General features: G+C 73.2%; 24 protein-coding genes. 12 read left to right on the top strand and 12 right to left on the bottom strand.

Annotated features, from left to right (window positions below; all coding sequences use genetic code 11):
• Positions 1–2 precede the first annotated feature (2 nt).
• On the bottom strand, positions 3–1,514 hold the full coding sequence (locus ACW62_RS19635; RefSeq protein WP_053205789.1) for an ABC transporter substrate-binding protein: 1,512 nt from the start codon (positions 1,512–1,514) through the stop codon (positions 3–5).
• Between the two features lie 111 nt (positions 1,515–1,625).
• A complete protein-coding gene (locus ACW62_RS34175) occupies positions 1,626–1,763 on the bottom strand; it encodes a hypothetical protein (protein WP_157524257.1) in 138 nt (45 codons plus the stop codon).
• 81 nt (positions 1,764–1,844) lie between these two features.
• On the opposite strand from ACW62_RS34175, the gene ACW62_RS19630 reads away from it, so the two are divergent.
• A complete protein-coding gene (locus ACW62_RS19630; RefSeq protein WP_053205788.1) occupies positions 1,845–2,753 on the top strand; it encodes a LysR family transcriptional regulator in 909 nt (302 codons plus the stop codon).
• A 475-nt stretch (positions 2,754–3,228) separates the two neighbouring features.
• Here the strand turns inward: ACW62_RS19630 and ACW62_RS19625 are convergent, their stop codons facing one another.
• Positions 3,229–3,963 carry a PspA/IM30 family protein gene (locus tag ACW62_RS19625; protein WP_053205787.1) on the bottom strand — a complete coding sequence of 245 codons (735 nt, stop codon included), beginning with the start codon at positions 3,961–3,963 and terminating at the stop codon, positions 3,229–3,231.
• 63 nt (positions 3,964–4,026) lie between these two features.
• The gene (locus tag ACW62_RS19620; protein WP_083459945.1) at positions 4,027–6,024 is read right to left on the bottom strand and encodes a TPM domain-containing protein; all 1,998 of its coding nucleotides are present in this window, start codon (positions 6,022–6,024) and stop codon (positions 4,027–4,029) included.
• Between the two features lie 120 nt (positions 6,025–6,144).
• On the opposite strand from ACW62_RS19620, the gene ACW62_RS19615 reads away from it, so the two are divergent.
• The 9 genes from ACW62_RS19615 to ACW62_RS19575 all read left to right on the top strand — a co-directional run bounded on the left by ACW62_RS19615 (position 6,145) and on the right by ACW62_RS19575 (position 13,126).
• Complete coding sequence (locus ACW62_RS19615; protein WP_083459944.1) at positions 6,145–6,567, top strand: PTS sugar transporter subunit IIA; 423 nt, start codon at positions 6,145–6,147, stop codon at positions 6,565–6,567.
• Positions 6,564–7,337 (top strand): PTS sugar transporter subunit IIC, encoded by a 774-nt coding sequence (locus ACW62_RS19610; protein ID WP_053205784.1) that lies wholly within the window; start codon positions 6,564–6,566, stop codon positions 7,335–7,337. Before ACW62_RS19615 ends, ACW62_RS19610 begins: the two co-directional genes overlap by 4 nt.
• A gap of 13 nt (positions 7,338–7,350) precedes the next feature.
• On the top strand, positions 7,351–8,202 hold the full coding sequence (locus ACW62_RS19605; RefSeq protein WP_053205783.1) for a PTS system mannose/fructose/sorbose family transporter subunit IID: 852 nt from the start codon (positions 7,351–7,353) through the stop codon (positions 8,200–8,202).
• 3 nt (positions 8,203–8,205) lie between these two features.
• Complete coding sequence (gene nagA / locus ACW62_RS19600; RefSeq protein ID WP_053205782.1) at positions 8,206–9,369, top strand: N-acetylglucosamine-6-phosphate deacetylase; 1,164 nt, start codon at positions 8,206–8,208, stop codon at positions 9,367–9,369.
• A gap of 10 nt (positions 9,370–9,379) precedes the next feature.
• Positions 9,380–9,859 carry a PTS sugar transporter subunit IIB gene (locus ACW62_RS19595; RefSeq protein ID WP_053205781.1) on the top strand — a complete coding sequence of 160 codons (480 nt, stop codon included), beginning with the start codon at positions 9,380–9,382 and terminating at the stop codon, positions 9,857–9,859.
• Between the two features lie 3 nt (positions 9,860–9,862).
• The gene (locus ACW62_RS19590; protein ID WP_053205780.1) at positions 9,863–10,570 is read left to right on the top strand and encodes a GntR family transcriptional regulator; all 708 of its coding nucleotides are present in this window, start codon (positions 9,863–9,865) and stop codon (positions 10,568–10,570) included.
• Positions 10,571–10,595: 25 nt separating this feature from the next.
• Positions 10,596–11,378: a sulfite exporter TauE/SafE family protein gene (locus tag ACW62_RS19585; RefSeq protein WP_053205779.1), complete on the top strand. Its 783-nt coding sequence runs from the start codon at positions 10,596–10,598 to the stop codon at positions 11,376–11,378.
• Between the two features lie 237 nt (positions 11,379–11,615).
• Positions 11,616–12,344 carry a DNA repair protein RecO gene (gene recO / locus ACW62_RS19580; RefSeq protein WP_053205778.1) on the top strand — a complete coding sequence of 243 codons (729 nt, stop codon included), beginning with the start codon at positions 11,616–11,618 and terminating at the stop codon, positions 12,342–12,344.
• On the top strand, positions 12,341–13,126 hold the full coding sequence (locus ACW62_RS19575; RefSeq protein ID WP_053205777.1) for an isoprenyl transferase: 786 nt from the start codon (positions 12,341–12,343) through the stop codon (positions 13,124–13,126). Before recO ends, ACW62_RS19575 begins: the two co-directional genes overlap by 4 nt.
• 7 nt (positions 13,127–13,133) lie before the next feature.
• Here ACW62_RS19575 and ACW62_RS19570 read toward each other — a convergent pair whose 3' ends face one another.
• The 5 genes from ACW62_RS19570 to ACW62_RS19550 form a co-directional block, all read right to left on the bottom strand.
• Positions 13,134–13,592, bottom strand: a complete 459-nt coding sequence (locus ACW62_RS19570; RefSeq protein WP_053205776.1) for a MarR family winged helix-turn-helix transcriptional regulator — start codon at positions 13,590–13,592, stop codon at positions 13,134–13,136.
• 179 nt (positions 13,593–13,771) lie between these two features.
• Positions 13,772–15,016 (bottom strand): RNA polymerase sigma factor, encoded by a 1,245-nt coding sequence (locus tag ACW62_RS19565; protein ID WP_053205775.1) that lies wholly within the window; start codon positions 15,014–15,016, stop codon positions 13,772–13,774.
• Positions 15,017–15,107: 91 nt separating this feature from the next.
• On the bottom strand, positions 15,108–16,097 hold the full coding sequence (locus ACW62_RS19560; RefSeq protein ID WP_053205774.1) for a metal ABC transporter permease: 990 nt from the start codon (positions 16,095–16,097) through the stop codon (positions 15,108–15,110).
• Entirely contained in the window at positions 16,094–16,849 is a 756-nt protein-coding gene (locus tag ACW62_RS19555; protein WP_053205773.1) for a metal ABC transporter ATP-binding protein, read from the bottom strand. Before ACW62_RS19555 ends, ACW62_RS19560 begins: the two co-directional genes overlap by 4 nt.
• A gap of 22 nt (positions 16,850–16,871) precedes the next feature.
• Positions 16,872–17,810 (bottom strand): metal ABC transporter substrate-binding protein, encoded by a 939-nt coding sequence (locus ACW62_RS19550; protein ID WP_053205772.1) that lies wholly within the window; start codon positions 17,808–17,810, stop codon positions 16,872–16,874.
• 263 nt (positions 17,811–18,073) lie between these two features.
• Here ACW62_RS19550 and ACW62_RS19545 point away from each other — a divergent pair, with 263 nt between their 5' ends.
• Together ACW62_RS19545 and ACW62_RS19540 are read left to right on the top strand one after the other, a co-directional pair.
• On the top strand, positions 18,074–18,487 hold the full coding sequence (locus tag ACW62_RS19545) for a Fur family transcriptional regulator (protein ID WP_053205771.1): 414 nt from the start codon (positions 18,074–18,076) through the stop codon (positions 18,485–18,487).
• Positions 18,488–18,604: 117 nt separating this feature from the next.
• Entirely contained in the window at positions 18,605–21,163 is a 2,559-nt protein-coding gene (locus tag ACW62_RS19540) for an AMP-binding protein (protein ID WP_053205770.1), read from the top strand.
• 147 nt (positions 21,164–21,310) lie between these two features.
• Here ACW62_RS19540 and ACW62_RS19535 read toward each other — a convergent pair whose 3' ends face one another.
• From ACW62_RS19535 to ACW62_RS19525, 3 genes are read right to left on the bottom strand one after another with little or no spacing between them, the layout of a single operon-like run.
• Entirely contained in the window at positions 21,311–22,360 is a 1,050-nt protein-coding gene (locus ACW62_RS19535) for an ABC transporter ATP-binding protein (protein ID WP_053205769.1), read from the bottom strand.
• Positions 22,357–23,913, bottom strand: a complete 1,557-nt coding sequence (locus tag ACW62_RS19530; RefSeq protein WP_053205768.1) for an ABC transporter permease — start codon at positions 23,911–23,913, stop codon at positions 22,357–22,359. Before ACW62_RS19530 ends, ACW62_RS19535 begins: the two co-directional genes overlap by 4 nt.
• Before the next feature lie 10 nt (positions 23,914–23,923).
• Complete coding sequence (locus ACW62_RS19525) at positions 23,924–24,967, bottom strand: iron ABC transporter substrate-binding protein (RefSeq protein ID WP_053205767.1); 1,044 nt, start codon at positions 24,965–24,967, stop codon at positions 23,924–23,926.
• Positions 24,968–25,062: the final 95 nt, after the last annotated feature.

The raw sequence follows: 25,062 nt of genomic DNA, 5'->3' as shown, positions 1-25,062 counted from the left end.
CGTCACCGCCCCACCGTGACGCCCTCGAACCGCTGGGTGCCGATGTAGTGCTCGAGGCCCTGCACGGACGGGTCGCGGGCGAAGATCCGCGGCCAGGTGAACAGGAACGTGTTCGGCATGGTGGTGACGGCGGCGGCGACGGCGTCCTGGACGGCCTGCTCGTAGCCCGGGTCGTCCAGCGGGGTGGAGCGGGCGACGTCGATGGCCTGCTGGATCTCCGGCGGCGCGTTGCGGCCCAGGTTCATCAGGCCCTCCGGCCCGAACAGCACCTCCAGCGACTGCAGCGGCGATTCGCGGCCGGAGAAGCTGTCGACGACGAACGGGTACTGCCGGGTCACGTAGTTGTTCGCGCCGGGCGTCGCGACCTCCAGCGTCACGTCGATGCCGACCTCCTGGAGCTGCTGCTGCAGCAGCTCGGCCAGCGGGTCGTTCTCGGCCTGCGTGGTCAGCGTGACGGCGACGCCGTCCGGGTAGCCGGCCTGCGCCAGCAGCTCGCGGGCGCGGTCCTGGTCGAACGGGTACAGCTGGTCCAGCTCGTCGTTCCAGGCGAGGTAGTCGCGCGGGAACGGCTGCCAGTTCGGGTCGCCCTCGCCGAAGAACGCGACGTCGACCAGCTCCTGCCGGTCGATCGCGTGGCTGATCGCCTGCGTGACCAGCGGGTCGTCGAACGGCTCGACGGTGTTGTTCACGTCCAGCACCCGCACCGTGAAAACGTCGATGACGTCGACCTCGAGCCCGGCCGCCCGGGCCGCCTCGAGCTGCGCCGGCGGGATGACGGCGACGTCGAACTGGCCGGACTGGATGCCCGCGACCGCGACGGTCGGGTCCGGCGGCACCCGCAGCTCGAAGTCGTCGACCAGGATGGCGTCCGCGTCCCAGTAGTCCTCGTTCTTGTGCAGCGTCGCGTGCGACGCCGGGACGTATTCATCCAGCGCGAACGGCCCGGCGCCGGCCGGTTGCGTCGCGAGCCCGGCGACATCGGTCTCGACCGCCGTAGGGCTGACGATCATCCCGGTCTTGCCCGACAGCAGCAGCGGGATCTGGTAGTCGGGCTGGTTGAGCAGCAGCGTCACCTCGGTGGGACTGTCGACCCGGATGTCGGTGACGACGCCGAGCTGGGCGCCGATGGTGGAGTCGGGGGCGTCACGGCCGCGCAGCAGGCTGGCCTTGACCGCCTCGGCGTCCAGCGGCGTGCCGTCGGTGAAGGTGAGGCCGTCGCGCAGGGTGAAGGTGACCTCGTCGCCGGTCGCGTTGTACTCCCAGCCCTCGGCGAGCGCCGGTACCGCGTTGCCGTCGACGTCCTGCTTGGTCAGCGCCGCGTAGGCGAGCGACAGCGCGTGCACGTCCTGGCCGACGGTGGACGTCACCGGGTCCCAGGTGGAGGGGAGGTGCCAGCCCCAGGTGAGGCTGCCGCCGGCGGCGGTGGCGTCCTGGCTGGTGGGCGTGGTTTCGCCCGCGCACCCGGCCAGCAGGAGCAGGGCCGCGAGGACGGTGGTCAGCGTGCGGGTTCTCATCGATGGACGCTCCGTTGAAATACTTAAAGCCGATGGATTTACTAGGCTTTACGGCATGGCGGCAGACAGCCGCCCGCCGTCAGGCGAGCGAGGTGGTGCCGGAGTGGGAGCTCAGCGACAGAGCGCGCTGGCCGTGCGCAGCAGGTCGACGCTGCGCCGGACCGTCAGGATGCGGGCCGGCTCCAGGACGTGCCGCAGCGCCGTGCGAGCGAGCCGCTCGCCGGTGGCGGTGTCCTGGAGTGGGGTCATGCGAACGATTCTGCGGGGATCGGCCCCGATCTGTCCAACATCGAATACTGATCGTGATCGATCGCGAACGCTGATCGGTCCATGAGCGCGGTCCTCGACATCGTGCCGCTGCGCAGCCTCGTCGCGGTCGCCGAGTGCGGCGGCTTCCACCGTGCCGCGGCCGCGCTGCACATCACCCAGAGCGCGGTCAGCCAGCACGTGCGCAAGCTGGAGAAGGTGCTGGACCGGCCGCTCGTCGTCCGCGACGGGCGACGCGGCCGGTTCACGGCAGCGGGGGAGGCGCTGCTGGCCGAGGCCCGGCGCATCCTCACCGCGCACGACGAGGCGCTGCGCCGGCTCGGGGTGGAATCGTCCGACGGGGTGCTGGTGGTCGGCTCGTCGGAACACGCCGCCGACCAGCTGCTGCCGGAGATCGCGACGGCGCTGCGGGCGGCGTTCCCGCGGCGGCAGGTCCGGTTCCGGCTGGACCGCAGCGGCCGGCTGGCCCAGGCTGTCGACAACGGCAGCGTCGACGTGGCGGTCGTGCTCAGCTCGGACCGTTCGGCGGGTGCGGCGTCCGCGGCCGGTGCGGCGTTCGCGGCCGGTGGGGCGTCGGCGGCTGGTGGGGCGTTCGCCGGCCGGCTGCCGCTGCGCTGGTTCGCCGCGCCGGGGTTCCGGCTGCCGCCGCCCGGCGAACCGCTGCCGCTGGTGGTGTTCGACGAGCCCTGCGCCCTGCGGCGGCGGGCGGTCGAGGCGCTCGGCGCGGCTGGACGGGAGCCGGTGATCGCCTGCGAGGCGGCGTACCTCGCGGGCATCCTGGCGGCCGCCCGGGCCGGCCTCGGGGTGGCGGTGCTGGCGGGGGGGGGGGGGCGGCCGGAGGGACTGGCGCCGCTGTCCGGCCTGCCGCCGATCGAGCCGGCGGCGCTGCGCGTGCGGGTCCGCGCCGGTGCACCGCCCTCGCTCGCCGCGGTCGCCGCCGCCGCGGTCGAGCAGGTGGTCGCGGGTCACTGACGCTCGTGTGGTGGTGGCCGGCTTGTCGGCTTCCTGGGTCTCACGCGCGCCGAACACCCGTTTCGAGCCCGAATGCGCGCCTCACACCCAGGTTGGTGAGCGTTGGCGTCTTGGTCTGCCGTCGCGTCCTGGTCCCCAGTCACGCCACCAGCCCCGAACCCGCCATAAAGCGCAACCACAGACCAGGACGTCACACCAGACCAGGACCGCCCCACCCGGGCGGGCGGTGCCCGCACTTCCCCCGTCCCCCTGATAGCTGCCCGTCCTCAGGCCGCGGTGCCGCGGGTCAAGCGGTGCTTCGCCCGCGCGAAGCGCCACTGGGCTCCGCTTGAGGCGCGGTGCCGCGGCTGAGAAGATGGGCAGCAGGGGACGGCCCACGTGCGGACAACGGCCTACTGCGGGACAACGGCGGCGAGGCCGCACTTCGGAGTGCGCCGGGCACTCCGAAGCGACCGTCCTCCGGCCCGCGGCCTGGTCAGCTGCCGATGGCCGGCGCCGCTCCGCGCTTCAGGTCGGCCAGCCGGGCCTCGACCTCCACCGACGTCGCGCTGTCCTCGAGCTCCTCGAACTGCTGGTCGATGGACGACGCGGCGACCTCGGCGGCGCCGGCGACCTGCGCCTCCTGCCGTCGCACCTTCTCTTCGAACCGGGAGACCTCGCTGGTGGGGTCGAAGATGTCGATGGAGCGCACCGCGTCCTGCACCTGGGCCTGCGCCTGCGCGCTCTTGGCCCGCGCGACCAGTTCGTCGCGCTTGTTCTTCAGCTCGCTGAGCTTGTCCTTCATGCCGATCAGGCCGGACTTGAGCTTCTCGGCCACCTCGCGCTGCGACGCGATCATCGGCTCGGCCGTCTTGGCCTCCGTCTCGAACCCCAGCTGCTTGCCGAGGGCGACCTTGGCGAGGTTGTCGAACTTGTCGGCGTCCGCGGTGTCGCCGCCGGCGCGCAGCTGGTCGGCGCGCTGCGACGCGGCCAGCGCCTTGTTGCCCCACTCGGCGGAGGCGCGGACGTCCTCGGCGTGGTCCTGCTCGGCCAGCCGCAGGTTGCCGATGGTCTGCGCGACGGCCCGCTCGGCCTCGGCGATGTTGTCCGTGTAGTCGCGGACCATCTGGTCGAGCATGACCTCGGGATCCTCGGCGCGGTCCAGCAGCGAGTTGATGTTGGCCTTGGCCAGCTGGGAGATGCGCCCGAGAATGGATTGCTTCTCAGCCATGATGCCGTCCTTCGTTCCTGGCCCCCCGTGGAGCCGCGATCGGATGAAAGGCAGAGCGCAGGGTCAGAACCGCCCACCGCCTCCCCGGCGACCGCGAGTGCCGCCCCCGCCGAAGCTGCCCGGCGACCGGCCACCCCCGGAGCCGCGCCCGCCGCCGCCGAAGCCGCCACCGGAGCCGCCGCCGAACATCCCGCCGCCGCGGCCCATCGAGTTGATCAGGATGCCGCCGAGGATCATCGACGTGAGGTCGGTGCCGCCGCCGCGCCCGGCGTTCTGCTGCCGCTGCCATTGGCCGACGTCCTGCTCGGCCAGCTGCTGCGCCTGCCGCGACAACTGGTCGGCCCGGTTGACGGCGTCGAGCGCGGCCGCCGGATCCGACGTCGCGAGCGACTGGCCCTGCGCGAGGTAGCGCGTCGCCTCGGACAGCCGGGTCCGGGCCTCGGTGCCGACCGCGCCCCGCCGCGTCTCGATGAAGTCGTTGACGGCCTTGACCTGCGACGTCACCCGGCCCACGGTCTCGGCCAGGGCGGTGCGGGCGCGGTCGGCCTCCTCGGCCACCGCACGCACCGGATCGAGCAGGTCGTCCAGCGCGGTCTCGGCCTCGGCCAGTTGCCGCAGCGCGGCCAGCGGGTCGCCCTGCCCGGCGGCGCGTCCGGCGACGACGGCTTGCTGGGCGGTCGCGCTGGCCGCGGTGATCGCCGGGTCGGACGGCGCCAGCCGTGTGGCGTCGGCGATGTCCAGCGACACCGACTCGATCGCCTTGCCGATGCGCTCGCCGGCGGTCTCCAGCTCGTCCTTGGCGCTCGCCACCGCGTCGAGCAGCTTGACGGCCTGCCCGACGGCGTCCTCGGCGGCCCGGGCCTGGGCGACGGCGGCCGCGCGGTCGTCCGTCCGCAGCGACTCCTGGCCCGCCGCGACCGCCTCGTGCGCCGCCGTCAGCAGCCGGGCCGCCTGGTCCGGGTTGCCGCTCACCGACGCCAGCGCGGCCGGCTGGTAGCCGAGCGCGAGCTGCTCGAGCTGGGCCCGGGCCGCGGGCAGCCGCTGCTCGACCTCGGCGGCGCGCTGCGCGGTCTCGGCCAGCACCTCGGGCGCCCGCGCCTGCAGGTCACGGAGCTGGTCGAACGCCTCGACCTGGGCGTCGAGCGCGTCACTCACCTCGCGGCAGGTCTCGATGATGCCGACGGTCATGGCGCGCCGCTGCTGGTCGGTCTCCGGCTCGCTGTCGTCCAGCCGCTGCCGCACCGCGAACGCGTCGGCGACCCGCGTCTTCGCCGTGGTCAGCAGCTCGCTGAACTCGGTGGTGGCCTGGACGCCGAACTGCGCCTGGGCGAACCCCAGCTCCTGCTCCGACGTCTTCAGCGCGTCGTCGATGTCGACCAGCGCCGCGCTGGCGCGCTTGTCCAGCTCGTCCAGCGACAGCCCGGCCAGCTCGTCCACCGGCCGCCCGTCCGGGCCGACCGGCGCGCCGCCCTGGTCGCGCCGGCGGCGGCGCAGCGCCCACCAGCCCGCGGCGCCCGCGCCGACCACCACGACGCCGCCGACCACCCACGGTGTGGCCGAGCCGCCGGAACCGGAGCCGGTGGCGGCCTCGCGGTACCCGTCGGCGCCGGCGATGGCCGCACCGGCCCAGTCCTCGTCACTGAGCGCCGGGCGGATGTCGTCCTGCCGCACCTGCGCCAGCTGGTCGTCGGTGAGCTCCAGCTCGTCGGTGACGGAGATGCCGAACGAGCGGTCCTGGAGTGCGACCGCGAGCAGGATGTCGTCGGTGCCCAGCCCGGACGCCGTGGCGGTGTCGTTCGCCCACGTCTGGCCGTCCAGGCCGTCGAAGCTCTCGACGTAGACGACGAACATCTGCAGGCCGGCGTCGTCGGTGAGGCGGTCGAACGCCGCCTGGATGCGCTGCTCGTCGTCGCCCGCCAGCGCTCCGGCCCGGTCCGTGATCGGTCCCGGGACGTTGAAAGGCGGCTCGGCCACCGCTGGGCCGACGACGAGGATGGTGGTGAACGCGACTACGACGAGCGTTACCAGCCCCCGCCAACGCGTGGCAGTCACGGCTGCCATCTTGCCTGGTGAGCGGTGGTCGCACAATCGATTCCGGCGGATTCGGCCCGGCGGCCGGTCGCGCCGGCCCTCGTTCTCCTCGGGTTGCGACGGCCTCGCTCCATACTGTATGCAGTATGGATGACAACAATCGTCGTGACGGGCCACGGTTCGTTCGCTACGTCGTTGGTCGAGACGGCGCAGATGATCGTCGGCTCGACTGAGCACGTGCACCCCGTCGACTTCCCGGTGGGCGCCGGCGTGGAGGACCTCACCGCACGGGTGGCCGCGGTCATCGAGCAGGCGAACCCCGCGGGCGAGCCCGGCCGGGTGCTGATCCTGGCCGACGTCCTCGGCGGCTCGCCGGCCCGGGTCGCGCTCGCCGAAGCGGCGGCCGGCCGGGCCGACGTCGTCACCGGCGTCAACCTGCCCATGCTCATCGACCTGGCGCTGGCCGCGGGCACCGCGTCGGCGCCGGAGCTGGCCGCGCGGGCCGTCACCGCCGGTCAGGACGGTATCCGCGACGCCGGCACCCTCGTCCGGCCGGAAGGAGGAGTGTCGTGACACTCTGGCAGGCGTTCCTCATCGCGCTGGTGGTCGCCCTGGCCTACCTGGCGCGCCGCATCCTCGGCGACCCGCAGCTGGAGCGGCCGATCATCCTCGGCCCGATCGTCGGCCTCATCGCCGGCGACCTCGAGACCGGGCTGATCGTCGGCGGCACCCTGGAGCTGATCTTCATCGGCGCCGCGACGTTCGGCGGCACCGCGCCGCCCAACGTCGCCATCGGCGCGGCCGTCGGCACGGCGCTGGCCATCTCCGCCGGTCAGGGCGCTGAGACGGCGCTCGTGGCGGCGGTCCCGGCGGCCGTGCTCGGCACCTTCTGCGAGCTGTTCGCCAAGACCGTCTGCTCGTTCCTGGTGCACCGCGCCGACGCGGCGGCGGCCCAAGCGCGAGGAAGCACGATCCTGGGCATCATCTGGATCGGCAACGCGATCCACTTCCTCGCCTACTTCGTGCCGACCTTCCTGGTCCTGCAGTTCGGCGCCAACGCGCTGGAGGGCGTGCTCAACGCGCTCAGCGAGGACGTCCAGAACGCGCTGAACACGTCCGCGGCGCTACTGCCCGCGGTCGGCTTCGGGATCCTGCTGTCGGTGCTCTACAACAAGGCGCTGTTCCCGGTCTTCTTCGCCGGGTTCGCCCTCGCCGCGTTCACCGACTTCACGGTGATCGGCGTCGCCATCATCGCGACCGCGCTGGTCGTCACGATCCTGCGCAGCCGCACGCCACAGACGCCGCAGTCACCGTCCAGCCCGCAGTCGTCGGCGCTGATCTGAGCGGAGAAGAGACATGACCGAGACCTCCACCACCACCGACACGCCCGACGTACTGGAACAGCCCGACGACCAGCGCGGGGAGATCCGCCGTCTGACGGTGCGCGGCCTGCTGTTGCAGGGCGGCTTCAACTACGAGCGGTTCCAGAACCTCGGGTTCTGGTGGATGATGCGCCCGACGCTGGACCGCCTCTACCCCGACCCCGTCGACCGCGCCGCCGCCTACCAGCGGCACCTGGTGTACTTCAACACCAACCCGTGGGTGATCGGCCCGATCGCCGGCGTCACCGCCTCCATGGAGCGGCAGCGCGCCAAGGGCAGCACCGACCTGAACGACGAGGCGATCAACTCCGTCAAGGTCGGGCTCATGGCGCCGCTGGCCGGCATCGGCGACTCGCTGATCTTCGGCACCATCCGGCCGATCCTGGCCGCGGTCTGCGCCGGTCTGGCCATCGACGGCAACATCGCCGGTCCGATCATCTTCTTCGTGGCGCTGCTGGCCATCCAGGTGCTCATGCGGGTCGGCGGCACCGCCACCGGCTACCGCACCGGCATGCAGTTCTTCGAGAAGCTGTCGCCCGCGCAGATCGACCAGATCAAGCAGGGCGCGACGATCGTCGGTCTCGCGGTCACCGGCGCGCTGGTGGCGACGATGCTCAAGGTCACCACGCCGTGGTCGTACACCAGCGGCGAGCAGACCATCGCGCTGCAGGACCAGCTCGACCTCGTGCTGCCCGCGCTGCTGCCGCTGATCGCGACGCTCATCGTCTACGCGCTGATCCGGCGCCGGGTCTCGCCGGTCTGGGTGCTGCTCGGCACGCTGGTCGCCGGCCTGGTGTTCGGCTACTTCGGCATCCTGGCGGCCTGAGCCGTGCCCGGGACCGACGAGTACGTGCTGACCGGCGGGCGGGTGCTGCTGCCCGACGGCCGGCTGGAGGCGGGCGCCGTCCACGTCCGGGCCGGGCTGATCGCCGCGGTCGGACCGGACGGCGCCGCGCCCGGCGTCGAGCGGATCGGCCTCGACGGGCTGATCGTCGCGCCGGGCCTCGTCGACACCCACGTGCACGGCGGGCTCGGGCACAACGTGATGAGCGCCGACGCGGCCTCGCTGCGGGCGATCGGGCGGCGGCTGCGCCCGGCCGGCGTCACGTCGTTCGTCGCCACCACCGCGTCGGTGCCGTTCGACCGCGTGCTGCACTCGGTGCGCGGGCTGGCCGCGCTGACCGGGCTGACCGGGCCGGACGGGGCCGAGCTGCTCGGCGTCCACCTGGAGGGTCCGTTCCTCAGCCCTGACTACCGCGGCGTGCACCAGGAGGAGAACCTGGTCGAGCCGGCGCCGGACCGGATCGCCGCGCTGCTCGACGCCGCGGGCGGGGCGCTGCGCGTCTGCACCGTCGCGCCGGAGCTGCCGCACGCCGAGTCCGCCGTCCGCACCCTCGCGGCCGCCGGCGTGCGGGTCTCCGTCGGCCACACCGCCGCCACGTTCGAGCAGGCCCGCGCGGCCGTCGAGTGGGGTGCCCGGCGGGCCACCCACCTGTTCAACGCCATGCCGCCGATCCACCACCGCAGCCCCGGCCCGGTGCCGGCGCTGCTCGCCGCCGAGTCCGTCCACCTGGAGGTCGTCGCCGACGGCCTGCACGTCGCGCCGGAGCTGCTCGGCGCGCTCGCCGCGCTGCCCGGCGTGCGCGACCGGCTGATGCTGGTCAGCGACGGCACCGACGTGTCCGGCCTGCCCGACGGCGACCACCATCGCTGGGACGGCACGCCGGTGCGGATCACCGGCGGCCGCGCCTTCACGCACTCCGGCGGCATCGCCGGCAGCACGTCGACGCTGATCGACGGCGTCCGGGTGCTGCTCGCGGCCGGCGTGCCGCTGCCGCTGGCGCTCGACGCGGCCGGGCGGCACCCGGCCCGTTCGCTGGGGCTCGCCGACCGCGGCGCCGTGGCCGCGGGCCTGCGGGCCGACCTGATCGTCGTCGACGACGACGCGGTGCTCTCACACACGATCTTGCATGGACAATGGGAAAGGCACTAGGAGGAACGATATGGACATCGCTCTGATCCGCGTCGACGACCGGCTGATCCACGGCCAGGTCGTCATGGGATGGACGCAGGCGCTGGGCATCCAGCAGATCCTGGTGGCCGACGACCCGACGGCGGGCAACCCGACGCAGAAGAACCTGATGCTCCTCGCGGTGCCGGCCGGGGTACGCGCCGACATCCTGACGATCGCCGACTCCGCGCGCATCGTCGAGCAGTCGACGTCCGACGTGAAGACGATCATCGTCGTCAAGGGGCCCGTTGAGCTGAAGGCGTTGCGCGACGCCGGCCTGAAGATGACCGATGTCAACGTCGGCAACGTGCACACCGGGCCGGGCCGCCAGCGGCTGACCAAAGAGGTGCACGCCACCGACGACGAGATCGCCATCTGGCGCGAGCTGTCCGAGCAGGGCGTCCGCCTCGAGGCGCAGTGGCTGCCCGGGACCGCCCGCACCGACCTCGGCAAGCTCGTCGCCGGGCTCTGAGCCGTGACCGCCTCCGACTCCCTCGACGCCCCGGCCGGCATCGCCGGGCAGCTGTCCCGCGGCGACGTCCCGCTCATGCGCCGGGCCAGCCTGCGCGAGCAGGTGCGCCAGGCCGTCGAGGAGCTGATCGTCTTCGGCAAGCTGGCGCCCGGCGAGCACCTGGCCGAGGAGTCCATCGCCGAGCTGCTGGGCGTCAGCCGGCAACCGGTGCGTGAGGCACTGCAGTCGCTGTCCGTCGCCGGGTTCGTCGACCTGCGGGCCGGGCGCGGCGCGTTCGTGCACGAGCCGACCGCCCGCGAGGCGCGCGAGGTGTTCCACGTCCGGGCCCTCCTCGAGTCCGACAGCTGCCGGCTGGCCGCCCAGAACGTCGACGACGACGGTGTGCGGCGGCTGGAGGACATCTACGCCGAGGGGCACGCGGCGTCGCAGCGAGGCGAAGATCCGCGGCGGCTGCTCGAGCTGAACCGCGCGTTCCACCGGGCCATCACCGAGATCGGCGCCAACCGCGTCTCGCTGGCGCTGCTCGCCGACCTCGAGCGGCGGGCCGGCTGGTACCTCGCCACCATCATCGCCAACCGGGCGCCGTCCTCGTGGGCCGAGCACCGGGCCATCCTCGACGCCGTCGCGGCCCACGACACCGACCTCGCCGGCAACCTCATGCTGAACCACATCGACCACTCCCGGGACCTGCTGGAGTTCACCGGTCAGTAGCCGGAGCGCCGGCTGAGAGAGAGTCATGTCCGCAATAGAACTCTGCCTGCTGCTGCTCGCCGCCCTGGCGGCCGGATCGATCAACGGCGCCGTCGGCTCCGGTTCCCTCGTCACCCTGCCCGTCCTGCTCGCCCTCGGCCTCGACCCCGCCGCGGCCGTCACCACCAACACCATCGCCATGGTGACGTCCGCCCTCGGCGGCACCCTCGCCTACCGCAAGGAGCTGCGCGAGGACCGTCAGCACATCCGTGCGCTGCGCTACATCTCCGTCGCCGGCGGCGCCATCGGCTCCGTCCTGCTCCTCACCACCAGCTCCGGCGCCCTCGACGTCATCGTGCCGATCCTCATCGGGTTCGCCCTGCTGCTGGTGATCGTGCAGCCCAAGCTCGCGGCCATGGCCCGGGCCCGAGCGGCGTCGCGGTCCGGCGACAACCCGTTCGGCAGCAAGGGCCTGCGCGTCTCGATCCTCGGCTGCTCCATCTACGGCGGCTACTTCGCGGCCGCGCAGGGCATCCTGCTGCTCGGCGCGCTGAGCGCGTTCAGCGGGCGGCCGCTGAACAGCACCAACGGGATCAAGAACCTGCTGACGCTGACGGTCAACGTCACCGCCGCGGCCGGCTTCACCATCGCCTACTTCCTCGGCCACGCCGACGTCGAGTGGCTCGCCGTCGCCGTCATGGCCGTCGGCGCCACCATCGGCGGCTACAGCGGCGGCCGGCTCGCCAAGACGCTGCCCGACTGGGTGCTGCGCGGCCTCATCATCGTGGTCGCCGTCGTGTCGCTGGGGCACGAACTGCTGCTCACCTGATCGTTCCGGCGGGGGTGATCAGGTGACACAACGTCGCCAGGCACACGCCGTACATCACCTGATCGTCTCCAGCATGCGGACGCGAAAGGATCAGATGACAACGGCCGCCGTATCCCGGCCGTTGTGTCACCTGATCAGCTGCCGTCCGCACAGCCCGGACGCGGCGGCCGGCCTCCGATGGAACAGGGACGGAACGGACTAAGGTGGAGGCGACGTGAGCGCAGGTCAGGAGGTCGCATGCCGCTCTACCGTGACGAAGGGGTCGTGCTGCGCACCCAGAAGCTGGGCGAGGCCGACCGCATCGTCACGCTGCTCACCAGAGGCAACGGCCGCATCCGCACCGTCGGCAAGGGCGTCCGGCGCACCACCAGCCGGTTCGGCGCGCGGCTCGAGCCGTTCATGCACGTCGACTGCCAGTTCGCCACCGGCCGCACGCTCGACATCGTCACGCAGGCCGAGACCATCGCCCCGTACGGCATGAGCATCACCGACGACTACGGCCGCTACACCGCGGGCACCGCCATGCTCGAGACCGCGGAACGGCTCACGGCCGAGGAGCGCGAGCCGGCCGTCCAGCTGTACCTGCTGCTGGTCGGCGCGCTGCGCACGCTGGCCGGCGCCACCCACGAGCCCGGCCTGGTGCTCGACGCGTTCCTGCTGCGTGGGCTGTCCATCGCCGGGTTCGCGCCCAGCTTCGAGGACTGCGCCCGCTGCGACGCCAGCGGGCCGCACCGGCTGTTCTCCGTCCAGGCCGGCGGCATGGTGTGCGGGTCGTGCCGCCCGGCCGGCACCGTCGCGCCGGCCGGCGACACCATCGCGCTGCTGGCGGCGCTGCTCAGCGGCGACTGGCCGGTCGCCGACTCCAGCCAGCCGCGGGCCCGGCGCGAGGCCAGCGGCATCACCGCGGCGTTTCTGCAGTGGCACCTGGAACGCGGGCTGCGCTCGCTCGGCCTGGTGGAGCGGTGAAGCGCACCTACACCCCGCCCACGCCGCACCCGTCCGGAGCCGTCCCGCCGCCCGTCCCGCCGGACCTGGTGCCCGCCCACGTCGCCCTCGTCATGGACGGCAACGGCCGCTGGGCCAACGCCCGCGGGCTGCCGCGCACCAAGGGCCACGAGGCCGGCGAGGCGGTCCTGCTCGACGTCATCCACGGGGCCATCGAGGTCGGCGTGCGCTGCCTGTCCGTGTACGCGTTCTCCACCGAGAACTGGCGCCGCTCGCCCGAGGAGGTGCGCTTCCTCATGGGCTTCAACCGCACCGTCATCCGGCGCCGCCGGGACGAGCTCGACGCGCTCGGCGTGCGCATCCGCTGGGCCGGCCGGCGGCCGCGGCTGTGGAAGAGCGTCATCAGCGAGTTGCAGGACGCCGAAGGGCGCACCCGCGACAACGACGTCATCACGCTGCAGTTCTGCGTCAACTACGGCGGCCGGGCCGAGCTGGGCGACGCCGCCGCGGCGATGGCCGCCGACGTCGCCGCCGGGCGGCTGCGGCCCGACAAGGTGAACGAGCGGACCCTCGGCCGCTACCTCTACAACCCCGACCTCCCCGACGTCGACCTGTTCGTCCGGCCGTCGGGGGAGCAGCGCACGTCGAACTTCATGCTCTGGCAGTCGGCGTACGCCGAGATGGTGTTCATGGACACGCTGTGGCCCGACTTCGACCGCCGCCGGCTGTGGGCGGCGATCGAGCAGTACGCCCGGCGCGACCGCCGCTACGGGGGCGCCGACCCCGCCGCGCCCGCCGTCTGAGCCGTCGTCAGACCGGGCCCATGTCGCGCTCTTCGCGCCAGCCCAGGTTGGTCGCCATGCGCGCCAGCACCTCGACGGCCGCGCGGTACTCCTCGTCGGTGATGCCTTCGGTGATCCGCTGACGGTCGGCCCCGACCCGGGACTGGATGTCGGTGAGCGCCTTCGCGCCGGTCTCGGTGAGCATGACGCGGTCGGGGCCGACGGGGGTGGCCCAGCCGCGGTTGCAGAGGTCGTCGGCCACGGGACGGACGGTGGGCATGTGCGGCGCGAGGTACAGCGCCGCCTCGTCGTCGATCTGGGCGTAGGTGGCCGGGCCGTGCTCGAGCAGGTTGAGGATCTGCCAGTGCCGCGGCGTGACGGCGGCGCTGCCCAGGACGGCGTCGAAGCCCTGATCGATCAGGCGATCGACCAGCTTGAGCCAGTACCCGATCGGGTGCCGCTCCGCGGGCCCCTCCGACGCGTTCATGACAACTCCTCTGAACACCGACGATTCACTTGTTCTCGTGCAACGACCTGAAATTAACAGGCATGTCCGCCGTTCAGCGGGCACATTCTCGCCGGCGACCGCAGCATTCCTGCTGACCACATTATGTGCGGGAAACCACTGGCCGAAATCGGTAACCTCATTTTGGTTTTTCCACCTGATCATTCCGGCGCGGTGAGCCGCGCTGCCTTGTCTTCCAGGTAGCGCTGTTCGGGCAGGCTGGTGGTGCGCTGGGCGGCCAGCCGGTAGGCGGCCAGCGCCGCGGCGGTGTCGCCGGCCATCTCGAGGAGGTGCGCGCGGACGGCCTCGAGCCGGTGGTGCTCGGCCAGCCGGCTGTCGCCGGCCAGCGTCTCCAGCAGCGCCAGCCCGGCCTCCGGCCCGTCGACCATCGCGACCGCGACGGCGTGGTTGAGCGTCACCATCGGGTTGGGGGAGATCCGCGCCAGCACCTCGTAGAGCGCGACGATCTGCGGCCAGTCGGTGTCGTCGGCCGCCGGTGCTTCGTCGTGCACCGCCGCGATGGCCGCCTGCACCTGGTATGGGCCGAGGTCGCCGTGCCGCAGCGCGTCGGTGACCAGCCCGACGCCCTCGTCGATGGCGGCCTTGTCCCAGCTGCCGCGGTCCTGCTCGGCCAGCGGCACCAGGCTGCCGTCGGGCCGGGTGCGGGCCGTCCGCCGCGCGTCGGTGAGCAGCATGAGCGCCAGCAGCCCGGTGACCTCGCCGTCGCGCGGGAGCAGCCGGTGCACCTGGCGCGTCAGCCGGATCGCCTCGGCGGCCAGCTCGACGTGCTGCAGGTCGGCGCCGGACGTGGCGGTGTAGCCCTCGTTGAAGATCAGGTAGAGCACGTGCAGGACGGCGCGCAGCCGCTCGGCGCGGTCTTCCTCGGGCGGCAGGTCGAACCGGGCGCCGGTGGTCTTGATGCTCTGCTTGGCCCGGCTGATGCGCTGCCCCATGGTCGTCTCGGGCACCATGAACGCGCGTGCGATCTGCGTGGTCGTGAGGCCGCCGACGGCGCGCAGCGTGAGCGACACCTGCGACGGCGCGGACAGCGCCGGGTGGCAGCACATGAACAGCAGCGTCAGCGTGTCGTCGGTGTCGGGTGGCTGCTCGTCGGCCGGCGGGGCGGTGAACTGCCCGTCGGACGGGGTGAGCGCGGCCGCGTTCTCCTCGCGCCGCCGCCGGGCCGACTCGCTGCGCAGCTGGTCGGTCAGCCGCCGCGACGCGACGGTGATGAGCCACGCCCGCGGGTTGTCGGGCACGCCGTCGTCGGGCCACTGGACGGCGGCGGCCAGCAGCGCGTCCTGGACGGCGTCCTCGGCGGCGTCGAAGTGGCCGTAGCGGCGCACCAGCGCACCCAGCACCTGCGGCGCCTGCTCGCGCAGCAGGTCCTCGATTCCCCCGTCCATTCGCCCCATTGTGAGGCATGGCACCGACAAGGTCGCGGATGCGCGCCACACCGCCGCCATGACGAGCGATGTATGAGACGACCAAGGATCCCTAGTGCTCGTCGTAGTGGCGGTCGTGCGCGGCGTGCAGGTGGCCGTCGTGCAGGTAGTCGGTGTGGTCGCCGTGCTCGACGGTGGGATGGCCGCACTCGGGGTCGTGCTGGTGCGGGTGCCGCTCGGTGGGGACGTGCGCCCCGGTGACCCGCGGGTCCTCGCCGTTGACGGAGCGCCGCGCCCGTCGCCGGCGCAGCAGCGAACCGGCCGGCCAGGCCAGCACGAACCCGATCAGGGACCCGACGACGATGCTCGCCCCCGGCGCGACGTCGACGTAGTAGGAGAACACGACGCCGCCCAGGGACGGCACCACGCCGAGCACCATGGCCAGCGCGAACGTCGTCCGGAAGCTGCGGGTGAGCTGCTGCGCCGTCGCCACCGGCACCACCATCAGCGCGCTGACCAGCAGCAGCCCCACCGTCCGCATGGCCACGGTGACGGTGACGGCGGCCATGACGGCGATCAGCATGCTGTACAGGCGCACCGGCAGGCCGCTGACCCGGGCGAACTCCTCGTCCTGGCAGACGGCGAACAGCTGCGGCGCCAGTCCCACCGCGAGCGCGATGACGACGGCCGCCAGGACGGCGACCACCCACAGGTCGTCCTGCGACACTGTCGTGATCGAGCCGAACAGGTACGTGTTCAGCGTCGCCGCCGTGCTGCCGGCCAGCCCGGTGATCAGCACGCCACCGGCGATGCCGCCGTAGAACAGCATGGCCAGCGCGACGTCGGCCGAGGCCCGGCCCTTGGCCCGCACGTAGTCGATGGCGAGCGCGCCCAGGATGGCCACCGCCACCGACGTCCACACCGGCGCCCACCCCGTGAGCAGGCCGATGGCGACGCCCGTCAGCGCGACGTGCCCGAGCCCGTCGCCCAGTAGCGCCAGCCGCCGCTGCACCAGGTAGGTGCCGACGGCGGGCGCGGCCAAGCCGGTGAGGACGGCCGCGATCAGCGCCCGCTGCATGAAGTCGTAGTCGAGGAAGCTCATCCGAACAGGCCCGCCCCGTAGTCCTCGCGGTGGTCGTCGTGGTGGTCAGGGGGACCGGTCAGCGTCATCGACGGCGTCGGCAGCGGGCCGTCGTGGACGACGTGGCCGCCGTCGAGGACGACGCCGCGGTCGACCAGTGGCGCCAGCGGGCCCATCTCGTGCAGCACCAGCAGCACCGTCCGGCCGGACGCGACGAACGTGCGCAGCGCGCGGGCGAACGCCTCCTGGCTGCGCTTGTCGACGCCGGCGTTGGGCTCGTCGAGGACCATCAGGTCGGGCTCGGAGGCGGCGGCGCGGGCGATCAGCACCCGCTGCTGCTGCCCGCCGGAGAGGTTGGCGACGCTGCGGTTCGCCTGGTCGGACAGCCCGACCAGCTCGATCGCGTGGTCGACGGCGGCGCGGTCGGCCTTGCGGGCCGGGCGGAACAGCTTGCGCCGGGCCAGCCGTCCCGCCGCGACGACCTCGCGCACCGTCGCCGGGACCCCGCCCGCCGCCGTCGTGCGCTGCGGCACGTAGCCGACCCGCCACCAGTCGTGGAACGACCGCAGCGGCGTGCCGAACAGCCGCACCTCGCCGGCGACGGACGGCACCAGCCCGACCACCGTCCGGACCAGCGTCGACTTGCCCGAGCCGTTCGCGCCCAGCAGGGTGACGACCTCGCCCTCGACGACCTGGAGGTCGACGCCGTGCAGCACCGGCCGGTCATCGAGGTCGACCCGCAGCCCGCGGACGTCGACGACGGCTGATCTCATGGGGCTCACCGTACTCACACCCCTAGCATCCGTTGGCGGTGCGCAGTGCTTCGAGGTCGGCGCGCATCAGGCTGAAGTAGTCCTGGTCGGCGGTGTCGTCGGTGAGGCCCTCGATCGGGTCCAGCACCGCGGCCTGGACGCCGAGGTCGCCGGCCAGCGTCTCGGCGACGTCCGGGCTGACGAGGCGCTCGTAGAAGATCGTCGTCACGCCCTCTTCCCGCACGACGTCGTGCACCTCGGCCAGCCGCTCCGGCGACGGCTCCGCGTCCGGGTCGATGCCGGAGATGCCGACCTGCTCGAGGTCGTACCGGTGGGCGAGGTAGCCGAACGCCTCATGCGCGACGACGAACACCCGCTGCGTGCACTGCGCCAGGCCGGTCTCGAACTCCTGGTCCAACTCCTGGAGGTCGGCGTTGAGGGCGTCGGCGTTGGCGCGGTAGGCGTCGGCGTTGTCCGGGTCGGCCTCGGCCAGCCGGTCGGCGACGGCCGACGCGATGGTCTCCAGGTTGGTGGGGTCGAGCCAGACGTGCGGATCGCCGGCGAGGTCGCCGTGGTCGTGGCCCTCGTGATCCTCCTCGTCGCCGTGCTCCGGCTCGTCGAGCAACTCGACCAGGCCCGCGACGTCGACGGCGCGGTCCTCGGCGTTCTGCTCGACCGCCTCGTCGACGGACGGCTGGAACCCGGCCAGGTAGACGACCAGGTCGGCGTCGGAGATCTCGCCGACCTGGCGGGCGGTCAGCTCGAGGTCGTGCGGCTCGCCGCCGGCCTGCGTGAGGTTGTCGACGGTGGCGTGGTCGCCCGCGACACGTTCGGTCACGAACGCCAGCGGGTAGAACGACGCGGCGACGGTGAGGCCGTCGCCGCCGCTCGCGGTGTTGTCGTCGTCGCCACAGCCCGTGAGGACGAGCCCGGCGAGGGCGGCGGTGCTCAGCGCGGCGATGGCCGCACGACGGTTCTTCATGGGACACATTCTCATCAAGACTGACAACCATTGTCAAAACGGCGGCTCTGGAACGTCCCGGCGGGGCTCGCGCGTTGGGGGAGTGGGGTGCGGTCGCCGAGGGCTGCGCCCACGGGGGTGCGGTGGCTCGCGGCGCGGGAGCGCGTCCCACAAAGGGCGCCGTGGGCCACCGCCTCGTCCGCCCGTGTGCGCGCGGCTCGTCTCAGCTGGGCGATCGGAGCTAGACTCTCATTGGTAATGAGAATCGACAGGGAGCGACTCAGGTGACGGTACGCGAACAGCCGGCCAAGGAACACCGCCGGACACGGCAGCGCGCCGCGGTCGACGAGGTGCTCGACCAGACCGAGGACTTCATCAGCGCCCAGGAACTGCATGCCCTGCTGCGGACCCGTGGCGCCGGCGTCGGGCTGGCCACCGTCTACCGCACCCTGCAGACCCTCGCCGACGACGGCCGGGTCGACGTCCTCCGCTCCGACGCCGGTGAGGCGGTCTACCGGCGCTGCGTCCGCGAAGAGCACCACCACCACCTGGTCTGCCGGTCCTGCGGCGCCACGGTCGAGATCGCCGGCCCCACGGTCGAGCGCTGGGCCAAGTCCATCGCCGATCAGCACGGCTACTCCGAGGTGTCGCACACGCTGGAGATCTTCGGCACCTGCCCCCGCTGCGCCGCCTCCTGATGGCGAATCCGGTCACGGCCGCTCGGTGATCGCTGCTCAGCCGCACCGGTATTGAAATGTCCGCCCGCTCCCCCTAAGGTAAGCCTCGCCTTATCGGATGTCGCTGGGGGAGCGGGCATGACCGTGGTCTCGCCGCTGCATCGGGGGCCCGTGGCGTCGCCGCGCGTCGCCGTCCCGTTCGCGCGCGACCTCGCCCGCCACGGCGACCGCCTCGCCGTCGTCGCCGGTGCCGAGCGCTGGACCTACCGCGAGCTGGCCCAGCGCGTCGGTGCGACGGCGGACCGGCTCGGCCCCGGCCGGAAGCTGGTGCTGGTCAGTGCCGGGAACGACGCCGCGGCGCTGGTCACGTACCTCGCCGCGCTGGCCGCCGGTCACGTCGCGCTGCTGGTGCCGCCCGCGCAGGCCGGCGCCGTCGCGGCCGCCTACGACCCCGACGCCGTGCTGCTGCCCGGCGGCCGCCTGGACGTGCGGCGGGACGGCTCCGCGCACCAGCCGCACCCGGAGCTGGCGCTGCTGATGCCGACGTCCGGGTCGACCGGCTCGCCCAAGCTGGCCCGGCTGTCGCACGAGAACGTGCAGGCCAACGCGGACTCGATCGTGGCGTTCCTGGGCATCCGCGACACCGACCGGGCGGTCACGACGCTGCCGATGCACTACGTGTACGGGCTGTCCGTCGTGAACACGCACCTTCTGCGTGGGGCGGCGGTCGTGCTCACCGACCGGTCCGTCGCCGACGCCTGCTTCTGGGACCTGTTCCGGGCCGAGGGCGCGACGACCTTGGCCGGGGTGCCGCTCACGTTCGACCTGCTCGACCGGGTCGGGTTCGCCGGCATGCGGCTGCCGCGGCTGCGCTACGTCACCCAGGCCGGCGGGCGGCTCGACCCGGCGCAGGTGCGCCGGTACGCCGAACTGGGGCGGCGGGGTGGGTGGGACCTCGTCGTCATGTACGGGCAGACCGAGGCGACCGCGCGGATGGCGTACCTGCCGCCGGAGCTGGCCGCCGCGCACCCGGAGGCCGTCGGGGTGCCGATCCCGGGCGGCTCGTTCTCCCTCGCGCCCGTGCCCGAGGCGACGTCGCCGGACGTCGGCGAACTGGTCTACCACGGCCCGAACGTCATGCTCGGGTACGCGACGTCGCCGGCCGACCTCGCCCTCGGGCGGACGGTGACCGCGCTGCACACCGGCGACCTCGCCCGGCGCACCGGCGGGCTGTACGAGATCGTCGGGCGGCGCAGCCGGTTCGTGAAGATCGCCGGGCTGCGGGTCGACCTCGACCACGTCGAGGCGGCGCTGACCCGGCCCGGCGTCGCCGTCCGGTGCACCGGTGCGGACGGCGACCTGCTGGTAGCGGCCGACGGCGTGGCGCCGGCGGCCGTCCGGGACGAGATCGCCGGACGGTTCGGGCTGCCCGCACGCGCCGTCACGGCCGCCGCCGTCACCGTCGCCGAGACCCCGCGGCTGGCCAGCGGGAAGGTCGACTACCCGGCGCTGGGGGCGCTGGTCAGGGCCACCGTGGCGGCGCCGCCCGGGCCACGGGACGCTGCCGGGCCGCTGCCGGAGCGGCTGCGCTCGCTCTACGCCGACCTGCTCGGCCGCCCCGACGCGACCCTCGACAGCACGTTCACCGGCCTCGGCGGCGACTCCCTCTCCTACGTGGAGGTGTCGATCCGGCTGGAGGACGAGCTGGGCGCCGTCCCCGCGAACTGGCACGTGACGCCGATCCGCGAGCTGGCCGCCGCGCCCGCCGTCGCCGTTCGCGGGCGGCGGCGGGTCCGCCGGATCGAGACCGGCGTGGCGCTGCGGGCGCTGGCGATCGTCTGTGTCGTCGGTACGCACGCCGGGCTGTTCACGCTGCTCGGCGGGGCGCACGTGCTGGTGGCGGCGGCCGGGTTCGGCTTCGCGCGGTTCCGGCTGACCGCCGTCGACCGGGTGACGCGGCTACGTCAGCAGGCGGTCAGCGTCGCGCGGATCGTCGTTCCCAGCGTGGCCTGGATCGGCGGCGTCGTCCTGCTCACCGATCAGTACGGGCCGCTGAACGTGCTGCTGCTCAACGGGCTGTTCGGACCGCCGTCGTGGACGTCGGACTGGCACTTCTGGTTCGTCGAGGTGCTCGTCTACATCCTCGTCGTGCTGGCCGCGCTGCTCGCCGTCCCGTTCGTCGACCGGCTGGAGCGGCGGTTCCCGTTCGCGTTCGCCGTCGTGCTGCTGGGGTTCGGGCTGCTCGGGCGGTACGAGGTGGTCGACCTCGGGGTTCCGCACACCATGCCGGTGTTCTGGCTGTTCGCGTTCGGGTGGGCAGCCGCGCGGGCGTCGCGGTGGTGGCAGCGGGCCGGGCTGACGGTCGTGCTGGCGGCGACGGTGCCCGGGTTCTTCGGCAACTCCGCGCGTGACCTGGTGATCCTCGGCGGGGTGGCGCTGCTGCTGTGGGCGGCGACGGTGCCGTGCCCGGCGCCGCTGCACCGGGTGGTGGGCGCGCTGGCGGGCGGCTCGCTCTACATCTACCTCACCCACTGGCAGGTCTACCCCCGCCTCGTCGACGTCCGCCCCGCCGTCGCCGTCGTCGCCTCCCTCTCCGCCGGCATCGCCCTCTGGTGGCTCGCCGGGGCGGTCAGCGGGCTGGGTGCCAGGCGGCGAGCTGGTCGAGCGGCCGCGGGAACAACTGCTGATCGCGTCTGACCAGGTCGACCGGCCACGATGCATGATGGTCCGGCACGCGCCTTGGCAAGGCTGGCCGTCGCCCAAGCGCCGGATATGTCCGATTCCGGGCGGCGATCAGCCGTGCCAAGGTCCTCGAGCATCGCGGTGTGACCGGCGCTCACATCGTCAGTCTGCCGGGTAGAGCACCCCGCCGCCGGTGACGGTGACCGAGACGGTCATGCCGGCGTGGTAGCCGGAGCCCTCGTGCGCCGGCACCCGCAGCGGGATCAGCGCCGGCGCCGCCCCCGCGGTCCGCAGCAGCAGCTCCGCGTGCGACCCCCGCGGGCGGACGTCCTCGATGACGGCGTTGTGGGTGCCGTTGGCGGGGCTGAGCCCGAGTTGCGCCGGCCGCAGCAGCACCCGGGCGCCGGCCTCCGAGCCGCCGGTGCGGTCGTGCCGGACGGCGACCCGGCCGAGGGCGCAGTCGACGCCGTCGGAGGTGGGGGAGGCGGGCAGCACGATCGCCGCGCCGAGGAAGGCGGCGATCTCGGTGCTGACGGGGTTGTCGAACACCGCGGCCGGTGCGCCGGACTGCACCAGCCGCCCCGCGGAGATGACCGCGATCTGCCGCCCGAACGAGAGCGCCTCGTCGTGGTCGTGGGTGACGAGGACGGTGGTGACGCCGCTGGCCTCGAGCGCGTCGATGACGGCCTGCCGGGTCTGATCGCGCAGGCCGGTGTCGAGGGCGCTGAACGGCTCGTCGAGGAGGACGACGGCGGGGCGTGGAGCGAGGGCGCGGGCCAGCGCGACCCGCTGCTGCTGCCCGCCGGACAGCTGGTGCGGATACCGCCCGGCCAGCTCGGGGTCCAGCGACGCCAGCTCCATGACCTCCCGGACGCGGACGGGGTCGCGGCGGCGCCGGGGCAGCCCGAACCGGACGTTCTGCTCGACGGTGAGGTGCGGGAACAGCGCGCCGTCCTGGGCGACGTAGCCGATGCCGCGGCGGTGGGCGGCGACGAAGCGGCCGGGCGCCGCCAGCACCGTCCCGCCGAGACCGATCGACCCGGAGTCGGCGCGTTCGAAGCCGGCGATCAGCCGCAGCAGCGTGCTCTTCCCGCTCCCGGACGCGCCGACGACGGCGGTGCGGGTGCCGGCGGGCACCGTCAGCGACACGTCCCGCAGCACCTCGACCCGGCCGAACGACTTGGCGACGCCGGTCAGCGACAGTGTGGTCATCGGGCACCCCACCTCCGGGACTGGACGAACATCAGCGCCACCGCGGGCACCGACAGCAGGATCAGCAGGACGGCGTACGGGGCGGCCGCCGGGTAGTCGATCGCCGACGCCTGCGACCAGAACTGGGTCGCCAGCGTCCGGGTGCCGGTCGGCGCGAGCAGCAGCGTCGCCGTCAGCTCGTTGGCGGCGCCGAGCCCGACCAGCGCCGCACCGGCGGCCAGCGACGGCACCAGCAGCGGCAGCGTGACCCGCAGCCGCGCGACCAGCGGCGGGTTCCCGAGCGAGCGGGCCATCTCCTCCAGCGCGACCGGCGCCTGCGCGATCCCGGACCGCAGCGGCACCAGCGCCCGCGGCAGGAAGATCATGACGTACGCGAGCACGACGGTGAATGCGGTCTGGTAGAGCCCTGGCAGCACCCGAAGCGTCACCGTCACCAGGGCCAGCGCGACGATGATCGCGGGCAGGCTCGCGGCGACGTACGACGTGCCTTCGAACAGCCGGGCCAGCGGACCGGGGTGCCGCGCCGTCAGCCAGGCCAGCGGCAGCGCCACCAGCACGGCCGCCAGCGCGCCGCCGCCGGCCAGCAGCACGGTCTGCGTCAGCGCCGACGGCAGCTCCGGCTGCGCCCAGCCGTCGCCGCGGGCTAGCCACCGCACCACGCTCGCGAGCGGGACGGCGACGGCGGCGACGCCCAGGGCGGCGAGCCCGAGCAGCGCCAGCGGCGTGAAGGCGCCCAGCCGCTGCGGCACCGCCGCCCGTGCCGCGCCCGACCCGACCCGCGCGTACCGGGCCCGGCCGCGCGCGCCCGCCTCCGCGACCAGCAGCGTCAGGCACAGTACCGACAGCACGACGCCCAGGGCGCCGGCCGCCGGACCGGCGAACGTCGACTGGTACTGCACGACGATCGCCGTGGTGAACGTGTCGAACCGGATGAACGCGAACGCCCCGTACTCCGCCAGCAGGTGCAGCGCGACGATCAGCCCGCCGCCCAGGATCGCCAGCCGCAGCTGCGGCAGCACGACCCGCCCGAACACCGCCCACGAGCCCAGCCCGAGCGAGCGCGCCGACTCCTCCAGCGCCGGGTCCAGCCCGCGGATCGCCGCCATCGCCGGCAGGTACACCAGCGGGTAGTACGCCAGCACCGACACCAGCAGCCCGCCGCTGAGCCCGTGGATCGACGGCACCGCGCTGGCCCACCCGTAGCTGCTCACGAACGCCGGGATCGCCAGCGGCGCCACCAGCACGACCGCCCAGAAGCGCCGCGCCGGCAGCGTCGTCCGCTCCACCAGCCACGCCCCGCCGACGCCCAGCAGCACCGTCAGCGGCACCCCGAGCAGCACCAGCGCGACGGTGTTGACCAGCAGCTCGCCCACCCGCGGCCGGAAGATCAGCGGCTCCAGCGCGTCCCAGCCGACGTCGAGGACGACGGACACGACGTAGCCGAGCGGCACCAGCAGGACGGCCGCCAGCGCCGCGGCGACGACGACCAGCGCGGCCGGCGGGCGGGACCCGCGGCCCGCGCGACGCGGTGTCTGGACGGAGGTGACGGTCACGGCGCTCTCCCTAGAGCAGCCCCGCGTCCGTCATCAGATCGGTGACCTCGACGCTGTTGAGCGTCGACGGGTCGACCTGCGGCGCCTGCAGGGTGTCCAGCGGCGGCAGCGCCGGGTTCGCAGGGGCGCCCGTGGCCACCGGGTACTCCATGCTGTAGCCGGTGCCGAGGATGTCCTGGCCGGTACTGCCGGTGAGGAACGCCAGGAAGGTCTGCGCGTCGTCCTGGTTCTCGCTGGAGGCGAGCACGCCGCCGCCGGAGACGCTGACGAACGCGCCCGGGTCCTGGTTACGGAAGTAGTGCAGCTGGGTGTTGCCGCTGTTCTCCTTGGTGCCGTCCTGGTCGCGGTACCAGTAGTAGTGGTAGATGACGCCGCCCGGGATCTCGCCGGCGTTGACGGCCTTCATCGTCGCGATGTTGTTCTGGTAGACGGTGGCGTTGTCCTTCATCCCGTCCAGCCAGGCGGTGGTCGCGTCGGCGCCTTCCAGTTCGAGGATCGCCGAGACGATCGCCTGGAAGTCCGCCCCGCCCGGCGCCGCGCCCCAGCGGCCCTTCCACGCGGGGTCGGCGAGGTCCATGATCGACGCGGGCAGCTCGGCCTCGGTCAGCTCGTCCGGGTCGTAGACGAAGACGGTCGAGCGGGCCGCGATGCCGGTCCACTGCCCCGACGACGGCCGGTACTGCGCGGGCACCTGGTCCAGCGTGGTCTGGTCGACGGGTGCCAGCAGGCCGGCGTTCTCGACCAGCGAGATCGCGGGGGAGTTCTCGGTGAGGAACACGTCCGCCCGCGACTGGTCGCCCTCCTGGACCAGCTGGTTGCCCAGCTCGGCGTCGGACCCGTTGCGCAGGACGACCTCGATGCCGGTCTCCTCGGTGAACGCGTCGGCCCACTCCTGGGTGAGCTGCTCGTGCTGGGCGTTGTAGACGACCAGGGCGTCGTCGGAGGCGCCGGCGACGGCGTCGGGCTCGGCCCCGTCGTCAGAGCAGGCGGTGAGGCCGAGCATGACGGCGACGAGGCCGGCGGTGAGCGCGGTGCGGGAGCGGCGGCGGGTCATGGCGTCCTCGATGGGTGCGGTCCGGCGAAGCGGAGGCGAGAATAGCCTAACCTAACTTACGCAGACCGATACCAATCGGATGGCGTGAGGAACGA

Origin of the sequence: Jiangella muralis, assembly GCF_001270745.1 — a bacterium.
GTDB lineage: Bacteria > Actinomycetota > Actinomycetes > Jiangellales > Jiangellaceae > Jiangella > Jiangella muralis.
The sequence above is the reverse complement of the archived record's forward strand: the minus strand, read 5'-3'. Positions and strand labels throughout refer to the sequence as shown.